Annotated in this window: 14 protein-coding genes; 6 read left to right on the top strand and 8 right to left on the bottom strand. The window is 39.0% G+C overall.

Annotated elements, in window-relative coordinates; all coding sequences use genetic code 11:
* Positions 1 to 27: 27 nt before the first annotated feature.
* The 4 genes from H4J76_RS11580 to H4J76_RS11565 all read left to right on the top strand — a co-directional run bounded on the left by H4J76_RS11580 (position 28) and on the right by H4J76_RS11565 (position 2,762).
* A complete protein-coding gene (locus H4J76_RS11580) occupies positions 28 to 720 on the top strand; it encodes an SOS response-associated peptidase family protein (RefSeq protein ID WP_182230641.1) in 693 nt (230 codons plus the stop codon).
* A gap of 492 nt (positions 721 to 1,212) precedes the next feature.
* Positions 1,213 to 1,662 (top strand): methyltransferase, encoded by a 450-nt coding sequence (locus H4J76_RS11575; RefSeq protein WP_310734074.1) that lies wholly within the window; start codon positions 1,213 to 1,215, stop codon positions 1,660 to 1,662.
* Positions 1,663 to 1,852: 190 nt separating this feature from the next.
* Positions 1,853 to 2,302 (top strand): hypothetical protein, encoded by a 450-nt coding sequence (locus tag H4J76_RS11570; RefSeq protein ID WP_182230639.1) that lies wholly within the window; start codon positions 1,853 to 1,855, stop codon positions 2,300 to 2,302.
* Positions 2,303 to 2,516: 214 nt separating this feature from the next.
* Entirely contained in the window at positions 2,517 to 2,762 is a 246-nt protein-coding gene (locus H4J76_RS11565) for a hypothetical protein (protein WP_182230638.1), read from the top strand.
* Between the two features lie 49 nt (positions 2,763 to 2,811).
* Here H4J76_RS11565 and H4J76_RS11560 read toward each other — a convergent pair whose 3' ends face one another.
* From H4J76_RS11560 to H4J76_RS11550, 3 genes are read right to left on the bottom strand one after another with little or no spacing between them, the layout of a single operon-like run.
* Positions 2,812 to 3,792, bottom strand: coding sequence for a biotin-dependent carboxyltransferase family protein (locus tag H4J76_RS11560; protein WP_182230637.1), 981 nt, complete (start codon positions 3,790 to 3,792; stop codon positions 2,812 to 2,814).
* The gene (pxpB, locus tag H4J76_RS11555; RefSeq protein ID WP_182230636.1) at positions 3,785 to 4,489 is read right to left on the bottom strand and encodes a 5-oxoprolinase subunit PxpB; all 705 of its coding nucleotides are present in this window, start codon (positions 4,487 to 4,489) and stop codon (positions 3,785 to 3,787) included. Before pxpB ends, H4J76_RS11560 begins: the two co-directional genes overlap by 8 nt.
* Positions 4,489 to 5,214, bottom strand: a complete 726-nt coding sequence (locus H4J76_RS11550) for a 5-oxoprolinase subunit PxpA (RefSeq protein WP_182222388.1) — start codon at positions 5,212 to 5,214, stop codon at positions 4,489 to 4,491. Before H4J76_RS11550 ends, pxpB begins: the two co-directional genes overlap by 1 nt.
* 768 nt (positions 5,215 to 5,982) lie before the next feature.
* Between H4J76_RS11550 and H4J76_RS11545 the strand changes: the two genes are divergently transcribed.
* The gene (locus H4J76_RS11545; protein ID WP_182222387.1) at positions 5,983 to 6,771 is read left to right on the top strand and encodes an ABC transporter substrate-binding protein; all 789 of its coding nucleotides are present in this window, start codon (positions 5,983 to 5,985) and stop codon (positions 6,769 to 6,771) included.
* Positions 6,772 to 6,780: 9 nt separating this feature from the next.
* Here H4J76_RS11545 and H4J76_RS11540 read toward each other — a convergent pair whose 3' ends face one another.
* Genes H4J76_RS11540 through H4J76_RS11525 form a run of 4 tightly spaced genes read right to left on the bottom strand, consistent with a single transcriptional unit; the run spans position 6,781 to position 13,599 of the window.
* Positions 6,781 to 7,809, bottom strand: coding sequence for a zinc-binding dehydrogenase (locus tag H4J76_RS11540; protein WP_182175702.1), 1,029 nt, complete (start codon positions 7,807 to 7,809; stop codon positions 6,781 to 6,783).
* A gap of 15 nt (positions 7,810 to 7,824) precedes the next feature.
* The gene (locus H4J76_RS11535; RefSeq protein WP_182230635.1) at positions 7,825 to 9,261 is read right to left on the bottom strand and encodes a TolC family protein; all 1,437 of its coding nucleotides are present in this window, start codon (positions 9,259 to 9,261) and stop codon (positions 7,825 to 7,827) included.
* A 3-nt stretch (positions 9,262 to 9,264) separates the two neighbouring features.
* A complete protein-coding gene (locus tag H4J76_RS11530; protein ID WP_182222386.1) occupies positions 9,265 to 12,408 on the bottom strand; it encodes an efflux RND transporter permease subunit in 3,144 nt (1,047 codons plus the stop codon).
* Between the two features lie 9 nt (positions 12,409 to 12,417).
* The gene (locus H4J76_RS11525) at positions 12,418 to 13,599 is read right to left on the bottom strand and encodes an efflux RND transporter periplasmic adaptor subunit (RefSeq protein WP_182175705.1); all 1,182 of its coding nucleotides are present in this window, start codon (positions 13,597 to 13,599) and stop codon (positions 12,418 to 12,420) included.
* Between the two features lie 119 nt (positions 13,600 to 13,718).
* Here H4J76_RS11525 and H4J76_RS11520 point away from each other — a divergent pair, with 119 nt between their 5' ends.
* Positions 13,719 to 14,663 carry a LysR family transcriptional regulator gene (locus H4J76_RS11520; RefSeq protein ID WP_182218253.1) on the top strand — a complete coding sequence of 315 codons (945 nt, stop codon included), beginning with the start codon at positions 13,719 to 13,721 and terminating at the stop codon, positions 14,661 to 14,663.
* 23 nt (positions 14,664 to 14,686) lie between these two features.
* Here H4J76_RS11520 and H4J76_RS11515 read toward each other — a convergent pair whose 3' ends face one another.
* Positions 14,687 to 15,379 carry a cupin domain-containing protein gene (locus H4J76_RS11515; protein WP_182222384.1) on the bottom strand — a complete coding sequence of 231 codons (693 nt, stop codon included), beginning with the start codon at positions 15,377 to 15,379 and terminating at the stop codon, positions 14,687 to 14,689.
* Positions 15,380 to 15,436 lie beyond the last annotated feature (57 nt).

The following is a 15,436-nucleotide window of genomic DNA, read 5'->3' as shown; positions in this document are numbered from 1 at the left end:
CTGGCCGATATAAATAAGGATAGTATTATGTGTGGTCGGTTGAATACGATGTTTGATAGCGGTGTAAAAAAGCTTTATACCCGCTTAAAAATAAATAAGGTTATCGATAGGCCGATTGATCGTCGCTTTGTTAAAGCTGCAGACACTGTTTCCATTGTGAGGAATGTGGGTGAACAACGCCGAGTAGAAAATGCTATGTGGTGGTTATTGCTAGATCAAACTGAAAATGACTTTAAACCCTCTCGGTTTACTTCATTTAATACCCGATTTGATAAGCTTAATACTCCCCAAAGTGCAGGTTATCAGGCGTATCGGAGCGCTAGGTGTATTATTGCCGTTAAAGGCTTTGGTGAAACTGAATTTGTCGATAAAAAGCCGGTTCATTACTTTGATATGCAAGCAGAGTCTGGCGGTTTAATATTGGGGGGCTTGTATAGAACATGGCAGCACAATAAAACGGGTGAAATAAAACTCAGTTGCTCGGTGATAACACTGCCCGCACATGAAAAATTAAAACATATCCACAGCAAAGCCATGCCACTGATACTCCCGCAAAATTTATCACTCATAGACAAGTGGTTAGATCCACAATGTGATGAACTTAATCAATTTGAACATTTGTTACAGCCGCGCTTACCTCAGTCTTTGATTGCCCATCAAATTGATAGACCCATGACTCATCAGCCAATTTCTTCGCCGCAAATCATTCCTTATGATTGAGCATATGAAAGTAAATTTAACCGTAGCTGCCCTTTTACTTGTCGAGAGTAAAAGGGCAGAGCATCGTTCTTTATTTATGATTGAAAGTCGATAATACGCTAAGTTATCTGAGATAATTGATAGTAGGTGTAAATAGCGTAAAGGGAACAGAAGGTTTTAGCGTAGAAGCACATTTAAAAGCTGGTGTTGTGTGTTTAGTAACCGTTTATTATTTAGACTTAGTTGATGTAATATTCTGAAAAGCCTAAGGTGTTCTTATTGAGAGTATCAATTTTTAAGAAGGGATAGAATGTCTTGTTAATTTTTATTAAAGGTAAAATGAACAGTTGGCTTTTTCCGCTTGTTGCGGTGTTAGGTGTAAGCGACATCATCAGCGTTCAACTATTTTAGGCTATTGTTAACATGGACTTTTTTTCTCTAATACTTCTTGTCATAGTTATTCTAATAGTATTATCCATTGTTTGGAGTACGCTGAAAACGGGGATTTCCCCTATGATGAGTTCAAGCAAAGCGTGCAAAACCATGCTTGCTGAAATAGATACGTATGAAAAAGGACCTTTAATTGATCTAGGCTCTGGTTGGGGCACGCTGGTTATAGCTGTTGCCCAAAAACATCCCAATCAGCAAGTTATCGGCTACGAGTTATCTTGGTTTCCGTGGTTGGTTTCAAAAATTTTGAAACACAGTTTACGTTTAGATAACCTTACTCTCTTTCGTAAAGACTTTAAAAACGCTGATCTCAGCACTGCCTCGAGCCTAGTTTGTTACCTTTTTCCTGAAGGCATGGTCGCTCTTCAAGAAAAGTTAGTAGATGAAGTCTTTAATAAGGTTACTATTGTGAGTAACACCTTCGCCTTACCTTTATGTCAACCAACAAGAGTCATCAAGCTTAGAGATTTCTACCAAACACCTATTTACGTATATCATTGGCCACCAAAATGAGCTTTGGCTTTATTAAGGCGTAATGACGATATACTATATTCTAAATTTCAGTATCTAGCTGACAAAGCCACTCAATAATGAAAATTAACAATTGGCTGTTTTTATTTCGTTCAACATTTCAGTAAACTTTTAACCTCTCCTTATTGGAGTGTAGCTAAATAGTATCGGGGTTTGCACCCTTGGAGAATAAATGAAAAATGGATTTACGGGCGTTTTTGACATTGCATCAGTAGCAAAGATTTTAGTTCTTTGCATTCTAAGTATGGGCTCATATTTGATATATAAGCTCTACCTGTTGTCTAAGCAAATTAATAAACATACAGCGTTAAAAATATCTAAGACTTTTATTTTTATCACTATATTTTTATATATTATTTCGTTTAGCACTCTAATTCACGCACTAGTAAACTGGCAAGAGCCTGGTATTTTAAATTTCACCTTAGGTTTTCATATTATCTCATCTATTTTCGATATCACCTGGATAATTATGGTGCGTAATCGTATTAATCTAATTGCAGGCGCTAATAAAGGAGACAAACTTTGGTTAAACCCGTTTATTACCTCGTTGTTACATGTGGTTTATATGCAACATAAAATAAATCAAGGTTTGGCTAAAAACGCTACTGAGTATCAACGTTGAAGAGCGACCAAATATGAAAGCCCAAATAGCGTTGCAAAACTAATCAGAATCAACTGTAGAACTAGGCGAGTTAATATCTGCAGTTAAAGTACTAATAAACGTAGGCTTCTTCATTATTATTAGTGTGATATTGTTTTTATTAGGTATTATTCTAATTTTTATAGATATAATGAAACACAGTTATAATAAGTTGTTAGCTTAATAAGGGCAGTTAATGGGTGTAGGTGTTAAAAAGTTAGCAGAAGATGATTGTTATTTTACCAGTAAAATCGTTTTATTCGGCGTTGTTATATTATGTGCACTTTTTGGGCTTGGTCTAAGTCTATTGGTTAGTTTAGTTCTACTTGAGCCATCAACAGGGCAGTGGGCTAATTTATTAAGTTCTATTATTTTCCCTGTACTCGCTTCTGGGTATGTTTTGCATTATTACTATAAGCAGGTCTTTACTCGCGCTAAGTAATACAACCATAGCTTCAAACTAAACCAATAGCTTATTTGTGTGACTTATATTAATCACAGACGCTAACTTGGGTTTGTTCAAATAAGCTTAAATCTTCGAGAATAAGTTCACGTGCCTTTTCCATCGTAATAGGCGCAAAGCGTACTTTACCGCCTTGAGATAACTGACCTAATTTGGCGGTATCAATGGATATAACTGCACCGATTTTAGGGTAGCCACCAATTGTTTGACGATCATTCATTAATACTATTGGTTGGCCATCGCTAGGAATTTGCACGGCACCATGACAAATACCCTCTGATAAGATGCCGTTAATATCAGAGACAATTTTTTGACCTTCTAAACGATAACCCATCCGATCAAAGCTTTTACCAACGCTATATTCACTTGAAAAAAACAATTTTTGCTGTTCTACACTGAAATGATGTTGCTGATAACTAGGAATAATACGCAGCAGTACTTCTTGGCTATATTTAGGTTGGTCTTCTATAGATAAACTAACTAATTGAGAATCTTTTGTTGTTACACAAGGGAGTATATCGTTCGCGGCTAATTTTTTGCCCTTTAATCCCCCGATACCTTCACGGCAAACGGTTGCAGTGCTGCCAAAACTGGGTGTTATATTAAAACCACCAGCAACAGCAAAATAACTTCGCATACCAAGGTTAGTAAAACCTAGTTCGATTAAGTCACCGGCTTTCACCTGATAACTGCGCCATAACGTTTTTACTTGACCGTTAATGGTTAATGGCATGTCAGCGCCTGTTACGGCAATAACAGCATCTACTTGTGCAATGATGGCAAAACCACCAACACTCACTTCAATAGCACTAACATTAAGGGCATTATTACATAAGCGGTTTGCCCAGTGAAAAGCCAGCTTATCAATCGGACCACCATTGGTTAAACCGACATTAAAAGCACCATAACGACCCTCATCTTGAACAAGACTTAACATGCCTGGTCGTTTAACAATAAAACCTAAGTTTATTGCCGGTCTTCTTAAAGAAGCTTTACTTTGACTAATCATATGTTGCACCTAATACACCACCTAGTGCAAAAAAATCATCTTTGGAAATCGCTTTAAATTTAACCCTATCACCTACTTGAACGGGCATTGTTGGCGCTTTATTGGCGTTAAACATTTCAATAGGGCAAAGACCAATAATATTCCAACCGCCAGGAGAAGTACTTGGATAAACAGCTGTTTGCCTGTCAGCAATACCAACAGCTCCTTTAGGCACTTTTATACGAGGAGTGTTTAATCTAGGCATCGCAATACGCTGATCAACTTCGCCTAAATAAGCAAAGCCCGGCGCAAAGCCAATAGCATATACGTTATATTCTTGTTGCTGATGTAGGGTAATTATTTGCTCTATGGTTAAATCTTTAGATTTAGCCATAGCCGCTAAATCGGGTCCTGACTCGCTCGAATAATAAACAGGTAATTCGATGAGTGCCCCTTGATTATGATTAATTATTGGTGAGTTTATTAATAGCTTTTGCAATTTGTTAGTGATCTGATGATGGTCGATATTGTGTAAATTAAACATCACTAATATTGAAGCATAAGATGGTATTAAATCAATAATATCATTGCTCATCTCTTGCCTGATCAGCCATTGTGCTTGCTGTACTTTTGCGGCAACTTCATCATTAACGGGTTGGTCAAAATAAAGGATCAAGCTGTTTTCACCGGCAATTTCTATTTTAAATGTTGCTGACATTAACGAATAAGCTCCCTAATAGTGGCTATTGCTTCTACGCCCTCGAGGTTGTCACCGTGCACACACAAGCTGTCTACTTCTAAAGGTAAGCGCTTACCATTAATAGTGATGACACTGCTTTGCTCTTTTAACAGTTTAACTTGTGCGATCATTTTTTCTCTATTATGCACCGCACCTGTTATGTTGCGTGATAACAAACTGCCATCATCGTTGTAGCATCTGTCAGCAAAGGCTTCAGTGAGTATTTCCACGTTAAATTTTTCTGCTTGAGCGCGATGTTTTTTAATATTTGAGCTTGCTTGTATCATTAGCTTAAGTGGTTTGTGATATTGGGCTATGGCTGAAAGTATCGCCTCGCGCACTTCAATATTAGTCATCATGTCGTTATATAGTGCACCATGAGGTTTTACATAGCTAAGCTCAATATCTAAAGACTGAGCAACGCCATCAATAGCCGCCACCTGATATAAAACTAACGCAATAATTTCTTCTGTGGAGCACTTCATTGAGCGACGACCAAAACCAACTAAATCAGGGTAACTAGGATGAGCGCCAACACTAACGTTGTGCTGCTTAGCTAATTGTAATGTTTTTTGCATGACCAAAGGATCGCCGGCATGGAAGCCACAAGCAATATTTGCTTGATCAATGTGCGGCATTACTTTTGCGTCTGAGCCCATATTCCAAGAGCCAAAACTTTCGCCGAGGTCGCAATTTAACTTCATTTCATTTCCTAAAAATATTACCGTATATGCAGTGAAGAATTATGATTACTTTAACGATACTCTGACCAAGCATCGTTATTTTAAATCTTTAGCATGCTATTAAGTGACAAAGATTAGCCAGCATCTTACTAAATTTTAGGTGTATAAGGCTAATAGTATCTAAATAAGAGAGGCTAGATTACTTAAATCAAATGGCTGAGATAAATATAAAAAGATGTTAATGATACTTTTGGGAGTGTACAACAATAAAATCAATGCAATAAGACACTTGCCAGTTCAATAAATGATCATTTTTGTGTACCTATTGATCCTACATAATTTATTTTCGCAAGTAATAAGATAAAATGTTACCTGTACATTTCCTTGCATGTGTTAATGTCATTGTTTTAGACTTTACCGGCAGTTATGGTCTGTAGTCCTGTTAAGGCAAAGACTTGATTTAATGCTAGGTTTTCAAATAGGTAGTTGCCACTGACATGATAAAATAACGGGGTGTATTGATTACAATCATGGGATGAATGGCCAGTTGTTTGACGAGCGACTTTACATTAGCAATGCCTGTAAGGTATAAATTGGTATTGTTACTTTTGACCCTAGTAACAAGTAATCGGTCGTTTCTGTTAAAGTTAAAGTTAAAAATAAGCTAATCTTTAACAAGCTAATAGCTGACTATTGTTATAATTATTAATATACCAATAGATCTACTTACATTCTTATGGGGTTTTACCTAATTTCACCGTTGAAATTAGGTAAAAACGATGGTGCTAAATGCCGTATAAATATATATTATTTATTGTTTTTTCATGGTCACTGCAAGTTGGGGCAAATGACACCATAAACATTGCTTCAGACGAATGGTGTCCTTACATTTGTAATGAAGATGATAAGCCAGGTATATTAATTGAAATCATCAGTGAAATTGCTGAAGCTCAAGACTATGATGTTAATTTTACCCTTATGCCGCTGGCTCGTTCATTAAGGCTTCTTCAACAATCAAAGTTAGACATGGTCCTCGCTTTAACAAAAGAACACATTGAAGCTTTTGATTTAAGGCAAAGCCAACAAGTTTATGGCGGCTTGTATAATGACTTTTATGTTAGTAACGAAACTCAATGGAAATTTTCTACCATAGAGAACCTTAAAAACTTCATTGAACAGGGCAATATTCTTGGGCTTATTAATGGCTATGAATACGGCAGTGCAGTGAGTCGCCTAAAAGAAACCTCGGGTGAATTTATATTTTTAGCCTCGGGAGATAAGCCGTTATCCAGTGCTTTAAAAATGCTCAGTAAGCAGCGTATAACTGTGCTGCTTGATTCGCGTTTTAATGTTGAATATGAAATTCAGGATAAAAAAATCACTAACTTACAATATGCCGGTACCCAAGGTATATTTGTTCCGCTTTTTATCGGCTTTGCACCAGACACTAAACTTAACTATATTAGTGCCTTTGATAAAGGCTTAATAAAACTAAGATCAGAAGGACAACTGTCAAAAATATTGCAGCGTTATGGTATCTCAGATTGGCACTCAAAAAGTAGCCAGCCAAGGGACTAAATAAAACCCTCAGGCAAATATTTTTACCACTTGTTTACCGGTAAAACCTCCATCAACTTGAATATGCAGGGCACGAGAAACCTGCTGTGCGTTAAATTCAATTAAGGTAATATCAGGCGTTTGAATACTGCCTTTTGCTAGTGCATCAAGTAATTGATTACTCTTAAAACTCATTTTTTGTTGTGCGCACAAGCTATTGGCTAACCACGCACCAGCGAGTGATACTATGCCGATATTGGGCGCTTTTCTAAACATGAGCTCTTGGTCAATGTTAGGCAAGGGACGCAAGCAAGCAATACGACCACAAAACCTCATCAGCTCAATATTACGCATTGTTGAGTCACCACCAACAGAGTCAAGAACTGCATCAAAACCTTGTGGTCCTAATGCTAGGCGAATTTTTTGACAAAGTTTTTTATCGTGGTAATCAAATATTGCATCAGCACCGAGTTTCTTTACTAATTTATGATTATGCTTAGCAGCCGTGGTAAACACATCTGCACCACGTTCCTTGGCAAACTGAATAGCAAATTGCCCAACAGCACCTGCACCAGCCTCAATTAAAATAGTATCGCCTTGTACTACTTGTAATTTATCTAAAGCAATTAAAGCCGTCATACCGGCACAAGGAAGTGTTGCCGCTTCACTTGCTGTAACATTTTTTGGCACAATAGAAACGGCAAAGTTAGGGACTTTAGCGTACTCACTTAGCACGCCTTGTTGACCAATATTGGCATGCCACATAACGCGATCGCCAATATTAGGAAACAGGCCTTTTTTAGCTTGAACGACAATGCCAACTGCATCTAAGCCAAGAATATGAGGATATTGCCATTGAGAAAATCCACTTTTAGCGAAATGAGCATCAATAGGATTGAGACCTACATATTCAACCTTAACTAACAGCTCGTGTTCATCGCACTCAGGTAACGGCAATTGCACGTCAGATAAATGGATTTTTTCGTTTGCCTTTTCAAGCACTATAGCTCGCATAGAAGTAGGTTGGTCAATGTTGGGCAATATCTCAGTAGTTAGCATAAAAAAACTCAAACTTTACAAGGTGATTAAACCGTAACTCCACCGACCATTAAAAGCCTGATAGGCACTTACTTTGGCCAGAGATGAAGAAATGGTCGCGTTTACTGCATTTTCTTGGGCTATTAAAACATCCTGCCGCGCATCTAACAACTCTAAGTAAGGAATTTGCCCCTCTTGATACATAGCGTTAGCTTGCATAAAAGCTTGATGAGCAAATTGAAAACGTTTATCTGCAAAGCGTTTTTGTTCAAGGTGCTTTGTCAGCAATTGTAACGATAGTTCACTGTCATTAATAGCCGCTAAAACAACCTGCTGATATTGGCTATAAGCCGCTTCACTTAAATATTGCTGCGCGTCACGTTGCGCCAGTAAAGCTGGATAGCTTAATAATGACCATTGTATTTGTGGCGCGACTTGCCATTGATGCTGGCTATTATTTAATTGACTACTGCCAAGGCTTAGCACACCAACAAAGGCACTTAAACTAATGTCAGGTAACAAGGCTTTACTTGCGGCTACACTTAACGAATTAGCTTGGCTAAATTGATATAAGGCTTGGCTAATATCAGGACGTAAAGCTATAGCCGAACTGGGTTGCGCTAAAGTGACCTCAAAGGGTAAGTCAAAGATCTTTTGTTCATTATTAAGCTTTATATCGCCGCTTAAACGACCGGTTAATAAGGCCAACGTAGATAAATCGTTATATAATGCATAACTTGTTTCAGGTAATAATGCTTGTTGTTGACTTAACTGGGCACGAGTGCGGTTTAAGTCAAGTTCATTAGCAATGCCTTCTTCAACCCTGGCGGAAAGAACCAAGATACTTTTTTTAAGCGCAGCAACTTGCAGACTAATAATCTCTTGCTTTTGCATATTGCCCTGATAACTAATGAAACCTTTAACAACAGACGAAATCACTTCGATTTGCAAGGCGCGTAATTGTTCAGCCTGGCTCATCGCTGATGCATTGGCGGCATCAACTAACGCATTAATACGACCAAATAAATCGAGTTGCCAACTTAAGGCTAGATTAGCACTTGATTGACGACTAATATTATCAGCTATGCTAGTGCGTTGCGCACCAATCTCAAGCCCACCTTGTGGTAGAAAATCACTCTTTTCTACCTTGAGTTTAGCTAAAGCACTTTTCAATTGTAACTGACTTGTTTTTAAGTCATGGTTATTGGTAAGTGCATCTTTAATCAATTGATTCAATTGTACTGAGTTGAGTTGTTGCCACCAATTAATCTCGTCTTGACCGGTCAACTGTGTGGCTATATCAGCATCAGCAATAAAACTTTTCATTAATTGTTGATGCTGTTGCTCATCAATTTTGGTGGCACATCCCGAGAATAAGCTGGCGACTAAAACGACACCGACAGTTAACTTGGTTTTTAGCGGTTTAGCGCTAAATTGCTTGGCTTTTAAACTACGGGTAAGTAACTTAATCATTGGCTACTCCTCAACCTTTTTTTGTTTAGTCTTGGTCACTAAAATATAAAATACTGGCGTAAAGAGCAGGCCAAATACAGTCACGCCTATCATGCCTGAGAACACCGCATTACCCATAGCATGGCGCATTTCTGCTCCAGCACCTGTAGCAAAAACTAACGGTAGTACACCAGCCGTAAAGGCTATCGAAGTCATGAGTATTGGACGTAAACGCAGCTTACATGACTCAATAATAGCGTCAAAGTGAGATAAGCCTTGCTCGTTTTGATCCTTAGCAAACTCTACCATTAAAATAGCATTTTTCGAGGCCAGTGCGACCAGAACAATTAACGCAATTTGGGTGAAAATATTGTTGTCTGAACCAACGAGCCAAACACCTAACAAAGCAGAGAATATAGTCATGGGTACAATGAGAATAATGGCTAAAGGTAAACGCAAACTTTCATATTGTGCAGCTAAAACCATAAAGACTAAAAGCACCACTAGCGGAAAAACATACACCATAGTGTTGCCGGCTAATATTTGTTGGTAAGTCACTTCTGTCCATTCATAAGCAATACCTTTGGGTAGGGTATTGGCCAATATACCTTCTATTGCCGTTTGTGCTTGGTCTGAACTATAACCAGGGGCAGGGCTACCATTAAGCTCAGCACTTGGGTAACCATTGTAATGCATTACACGGTCTGGACCTGTTGTTGGCGTTACGGTTAAAACAGAACCTAACGGCACCATATCACCATGGCGATTGCGCACTTTGAGGTTTAATATTTGTTCAGGGTCTTGGCGAAACTCAGCTTCTGCTTGCGCTTTTACTTGATAAGTACGACCAAACATATTGAAGTCATTGACATAAACTGAGCCTAAATAGACTTGCAGGGCATTAAAGACTTCATCAAGTGGAATTCCTTGTATTAAGGCTTGTTCACGGTCGATATCTATATCCATTTGTGGAACTTGAATTCTAAAACTTGAAAACAGTCCTACCAATGCAGGGTCTTGTCTTGCTTTGTCAATAACTGCCTGTAAGCTATTAAATAACACTTCAAAGCCTTTGTTACCACGGTCTTCAATTTGTAACTTAAAGCCGCCGGTTGTACCTAAACCTTGGATTGGTGGTGGTGTAAATACCGCAACAAAAGCTTCATCTATGGCTGTAAAACGTTGGTTTAATTGCGCTGCAATTGCCATAGCTGATTTACTATCATCAGTTCGCAGAGAAAAAGCATCTAAAGGAAGAAAAACAATCGCACTATTAGGACTATTAGTAAAACCATTGATCGACAAGCCAGGAAAAGCAACAGTATGAGCAACACCTGGTATATCTAGAGCAATTTTTTCCATTTCTCTAACCACCGCATGGGTACGGTCAAGACTTGCTGCGTCAGGTAATTGAGCAATAGCGATAAGATATTGTTTATCCTGTGTTGGAATAAAGCCACCGGGCACACTGCTAAATAACTGTGCCGTTCCACCCAAGAGTGCGATATAGGCAACAATAACGATAACACTCATACGCATTAATTTTTTAACCAGCTTCTGATAACCATGGCTACCACGTTCAAAAACACGGTTAAAAGGCGCGAATAACCAACGGCCAAAAAGTTTATTAAGTAGGCGTGTTAATCGGTCTGGTTTACTATCGTGTGATTTTAATAACAATGCCGCCAATGCTGGCGATAACGTTAAAGAGTTAAAGGCCGATATTATCGTTGATATCGTAATAGTTAAGGCAAATTGTTTATAAAATTGCCCCGATAGGCCACTAATAAATGCCGTTGGTATAAATACCGCACTTAATACTAAGGCGATAGCGATAATAGGTCCTGTGACTTCTGTCATGGCAACGCGTGTTGCTTCTAAAGGACTTAGCCCTTTTTCGATGTTACGCTCGACATTCTCAACGACAACAATAGCGTCATCGACGACAATACCTATTGCTAGTACTAAACCAAAGAGTGATAGGGTGTTAATTGAAACGCCAAGTAATTGCATTACCGCAAAGGTACCAATTAACGACACGGGTACGGCAATTAACGGGATAATTGAAGCACGCCATGTTTGTAAAAATAGTATTACCACAATCACAACTAAAACAATGGCTTCAATTAAGGTCGTTATTACTGCATCGATAGAGTCACGGACGAAAATAGTGGGATCGTAAACTATGTCGTATTCGACACCAGCAGGGAAGTCTTCAGATAATAACGCCATAGTTGCCCGTACTTGATCTGATAACTCAATAGCATTAGAACCAGGTCGTTGAAAAATAGGCATAGCTAAAGCAGGTTGCCCGTCTAACATGGCACGCAAGGCATAAGTATTTTGTCCTAGGTCAACACGAGCGACATCTTTTAATCGAGTAAGCTGGCCTTGTTCGCCGACTTTAATAATTACTTGTTCAAACTCTTCAATGTTATCAAGACGGCCTTTTACATTGAGTAATACTTGAAATTCACTGTCGTTAGCAGCAGGTTGAGAGCCTAAACTACCGGCAGCAACTTGTTGGTTTTGCTCACGTAATGCATTAATAACATCGGTTGCGGTTAATTCACGCGCAGCTAATGCATCTGGGTTAAGCCAAACGCGCATCGAATATTGACCACCACCAAATAATTTTATATCACCAACGCCGGGTAAGCGGGAGATTTTATCTTTAACGTAGAGATCGGCGTAGTTAGATAAATATGCGGTATCATGGCTTTCTTGGGGTGAATATAAATGTACCACCATAGCTAAATCAGGCGATGATTTTTCTGCAACCACACCCAGACGTTGCACTTCTTCTGGTAAGCGAGATAATGCACTATTAACGCTATTTTGTACTTGTACTTGCGCGCGATCTAGATCAGTTCCAAGAGCAAACGTCACCGTTAAGGTCATACGACCATCGCCAGTGGCTTGTGAAAACATGTATAGCATGTTTTCAGTGCCGTTGATTTCTTGCTCAAGTGGGGTTGCCACTGTTTGTGCAATAACCGAAGGATTTGCCCCCGGGTAATTTGCCGTAACCACCACGGTTGGTGGCACAACACCAGGGTATTCACTAACGGGTAGTTGAAAAAGTGAAAGTCCACCAGCAAGTAGAATGACAAATGACAAGACAGCTGCAAATATCGGGCGTTGTATAAAAAAATGGGAAAAATTCATGGTTAACTCTTATTCTTCTGACGTTAGTTTTGCCGTTAAACTGGCATCAGCAACAGGTGATAAAGTAAAGGCAATACCAGCACTATCAATGGTGACATTATTAGGTGCGACAGGCATGCCTGGACCTACGCGGGCAGGACCATTAACAGCAATAACATCTGTTGCTTTTAGCCCGGAAGTAATTGCCTGTAAACTGCCGTAACGCTCACCCAATTTAACCAGCTTATATTGCAAAATATTATTTTCACCAACAGTTAAAACAAAATTATTTTTTAAGTCGGTACCAATAGCGCGTGAAGGCACGATAATTTTTTCGGTAATGGCATTTGCAGCCAACTTGATGCGTGCAAAAGAGCCTGCACGGAGTTGGTTTTTCTCTTCATTAAATACCGCTCTTACCCGCAATGTGCCGGTTGCCGAATTTATTTGGTTATCAATAAAATCAATATAGCCTTGGTAAGCAAACTCACTTTGTCCTACTTTTTGCATCATGACTTTTTGCTGATCGGAGGCACTAATATTAGCAAAATCGCTATTCCAGGTGCGCTCATCAATGTCAAAGTAAGCAAACATCGCTTGGTTAGAAACAATCGTTGTTAGCACACTTTGTCCGGCGATAATGTTATTGCCTTTGGTAATGTTGGCGCGAGAAATAATACCGTCGATAGGTGAACGAATAGCGGTAAATTCTAAATCAAGTTGTGCTGCTGTTAATTGTGCTTGTAATGCAGCGAGTTGTGCTTCGCGCTGACGTAATGTTGACGTGCGAGACTCTGCTTGTTCAGTGGATATCGCTTTTCGTTGAGTTAAACGTATTGCACGTTCTTCTTCACTTTTTGCTTGATCAAATGCAGCTTTTGCACTGTTAACTTGTGCTTGAAGGCTAGCAACAATAGCTAAAAAGGGTCGATCATCTAGTTTAAACAGTAGGTCGCCCGTTTTAATTTGCTGACCCTCATCAAAAGCAATCGACTCTATTACCCCTGAAACACGTGGTTTCAAAGCAACTTGCTCAGGAGCTTCTAAGTGGGTGGTATAGGTATGCCAATTTTGTACAGATTTGACTAGCACTTCTGCCACATCAATCGACTGTAGTTGTTGCTGCTGTGTTTTTTGACTAGGCGCTTCTGAGCAACCTAATAAAGTTAAGCTTGCCATAGCAATAGCTACTGCGATTAAATGTTTATTCATAATAAGACCTCTTTTAATTTGAGCGCAATTTTACGTAACAAACCTGTTGATAAAAACCATAGATTTTGCATTTGATTAGTGCCAAAATGGCATCAATTGAATTGTGATGGTAATAAAGTATGGATACGACTAGCCGATTATTGATGTTGCTTGAAGTGGTTGAACAAGGTTCTTTTATTAAAGCGGCTGAAGTACGTAATATTGACCGTTCGGTTATTTCTAAACAGCTCAGCCGCCTTGAGGAACAATTAGGCGTTAGATTACTTAATCGCACTACACGTTCATTTTCCTTAACGGCTGCTGGCGCTGAGATGGTTAAAAAAGCAGCTGAACTTAGAGAGTTACTGGGCGAAACAGTACGAATGGCTGAAAATTATCATTTGGAGCCCCAAGGAGTCCTCAAAATAACGTCTTCTACCTTATTTGGGAAACGTTACTTACAGCCAGTCATTAACGATTTTCAAATGCGCTTTCCGCAGGTTGAAGTAGAATTGCGTTTAGATGATCGTGTTATTGATATTGTCTCAGAAGGGTTTGACCTTGCGTTTCGTATCGGTGAGCCCAAAGATTCGTCGTTAATTGCTCGTAAAATAGCGCGTAATCGTTTGTTAATTTTAGCGACCCCGACATTTATTGCTAATTATGGTTTACCTCAAACTATCGAAGATTTAACGCAATTACCGGCAGCAAGTTACGCTAGCACCTCGTTTAAAGTCGAAGGTGTTCGCTATTATGATAAAAATGGTGAAGCCAAGGAACAAAAACTCAATAGTATTTTTAGGGCAAACGATGCCGAAGTTTTATTGATGAAAACATTATCAGGTAGCGCGTTTTTTGTTGCGCCAGCTTTCGTACTTGATAACGAAGTGAAAGATGGTCGTTTAGTACCTTTATTGACCGACGTTAGATTAATGGAGTATGGCGCTATCTATGCAGTATATCCACATCGCGATCTACCCGTTAGAACGCGATTATTTTTTGATGCGGTTCGTGAGTATTTAGGAAAAGAAATACCTATTTGGGAACGGGCTATTCCTAACTTTGAACAGTTATATACCCGGTAGATATTTGTCTGTGCTATTAAATATTAACCCGCCAATTTTACTCGTTTTATTTGCTTGTTTACCTCAGTTAAATTACCTGTCTTAAGCCAAATTCTTGCGCCAGCGCTACCAGCGGTTACCGTTAAAGTATCGCCTAATGGCAAACGTACCCAACTATGCTTTTGTAATAAATCACTGGCTGTTTGTAATTCCCCTGATAACACTAAAACTTCAGCCCCTTGAGTCGCGACAATATTCATTACTGCGCTCGGTTCAAAAGATAAAATAGCGACCTCTTCGATTGTATCTTGGTGTAGTGGGATAATTGAAACGCCTAGTATTTCTGTCGGTGTTGCAGACATTTGCTGTGTTTGTAAACAAACATGGCTTCTATCTTCTGGCTGAAATTGCCAAAGTTTTACAAAAATAATACAGCCTTCATCAGAACGTGGTGTATGAGAAGATTGTGGTGGGTTTCTAATATATGAGCCGACAGGGTAGTCGCCGTGTTCATCTTGAAATACACCTTCAAGTACAATAAATTCTTCACCACCGGTGTGAACGTGGGCAGAAAACTTACTCCCTTTTGCATATCTTACTATTGATGTTGCTCTGGCCACTTCACCGCCTACTCGGTCTAACGGTCTTCTGTCTACGCCAGGCATAGGTGAAGCTAACCATGCTAATGAGGTACTGTGCACGATAGCTCTTTGTTCAAAGTTAGCTAAAATTTCCATAATCAATCCTATTTTAAAACAGTAAGGGTGAAAGTGAGTCATTTTACATTTAGTAAA

Source organism: Colwellia sp. BRX9-1, assembly GCF_014077195.1.
Lineage (GTDB): Bacteria > Pseudomonadota > Gammaproteobacteria > Enterobacterales > Alteromonadaceae > Colwellia_A.
Note: the sequence above shows the minus strand (reverse complement) of the source record. Positions and strands in the feature narration are given on the sequence as shown.

Coding starts and splice junctions, on each gene's coding strand:
- H4J76_RS11580 (WP_182230641.1), top strand. CDS start 28: ATGTGTGGTCGGTTGAATACGATGTTTGATAGCGGTGTAAAAAAGCTT.
- H4J76_RS11575 (WP_310734074.1), top strand. CDS start 1,213: ATGATGAGTTCAAGCAAAGCGTGCAAAACCATGCTTGCTGAAATAGAT.
- H4J76_RS11570 (WP_182230639.1), top strand. CDS start 1,853: ATGAAAAATGGATTTACGGGCGTTTTTGACATTGCATCAGTAGCAAAG.
- H4J76_RS11565 (WP_182230638.1), top strand. CDS start 2,517: ATGGGTGTAGGTGTTAAAAAGTTAGCAGAAGATGATTGTTATTTTACC.
- H4J76_RS11560 (WP_182230637.1), bottom strand. CDS start 3,792: ATGATTAGTCAAAGTAAAGCTTCTTTAAGAAGACCGGCAATAAACTTA.
- pxpB (WP_182230636.1), bottom strand. CDS start 4,489: ATGTCAGCAACATTTAAAATAGAAATTGCCGGTGAAAACAGCTTGATC.
- H4J76_RS11550 (WP_182222388.1), bottom strand. CDS start 5,214: ATGAAGTTAAATTGCGACCTCGGCGAAAGTTTTGGCTCTTGGAATATG.
- H4J76_RS11545 (WP_182222387.1), top strand. CDS start 5,983: ATGCCGTATAAATATATATTATTTATTGTTTTTTCATGGTCACTGCAA.
- H4J76_RS11540 (WP_182175702.1), bottom strand. CDS start 7,809: ATGCTAACTACTGAGATATTGCCCAACATTGACCAACCTACTTCTATG.
- H4J76_RS11535 (WP_182230635.1), bottom strand. CDS start 9,261: ATGATTAAGTTACTTACCCGTAGTTTAAAAGCCAAGCAATTTAGCGCT.
- H4J76_RS11530 (WP_182222386.1), bottom strand. CDS start 12,408: ATGAATTTTTCCCATTTTTTTATACAACGCCCGATATTTGCAGCTGTC.
- H4J76_RS11525 (WP_182175705.1), bottom strand. CDS start 13,599: ATGAATAAACATTTAATCGCAGTAGCTATTGCTATGGCAAGCTTAACT.
- H4J76_RS11520 (WP_182218253.1), top strand. CDS start 13,719: ATGGATACGACTAGCCGATTATTGATGTTGCTTGAAGTGGTTGAACAA.
- H4J76_RS11515 (WP_182222384.1), bottom strand. CDS start 15,379: ATGGAAATTTTAGCTAACTTTGAACAAAGAGCTATCGTGCACAGTACC.